At 46.4% G+C, this 267-nt stretch carries 1 pseudogene; it reads left to right on the forward strand.

The window, feature by feature from the left end:
* Positions 1–94: 94 nt before the first annotated feature.
* Positions 95–267: pseudogene (locus BOQ64_RS22830) on the forward strand (1,4-dihydroxy-2-naphthoyl-CoA synthase); the annotation flags it as partial.

The following is a 267-nucleotide window of genomic DNA, read 5'->3' on the forward strand; positions in this document are numbered from 1 at the left end:
CAATGAACCTTACGGACGATGGTATGGTAGGGCAGCAGGTCTTTGCAGGAGAAGCTACCCGTCTTGCTTATTATGACAGAAGAGGCTCAGGAAGGAAGATACAGCTTACGAATGGGCTCAGGAAATATTAGCTAAATCTCCAACTTCTATCAGAATGCTGAAATTTCGCAATGAACCTTACGGACGATGGTATGGTAGGGCAGCAGGTCTTTGCAGGAGAAGCTACCCGTCTTGCTTATTATGACAGAAGAGGCTCAGGAAGGAAGA

It is taken from the genome of Chryseobacterium sp. CH25 (assembly GCF_004119455.1).
Taxonomy (GTDB): Bacteria; Bacteroidota; Bacteroidia; order Flavobacteriales; family Weeksellaceae; genus Chryseobacterium.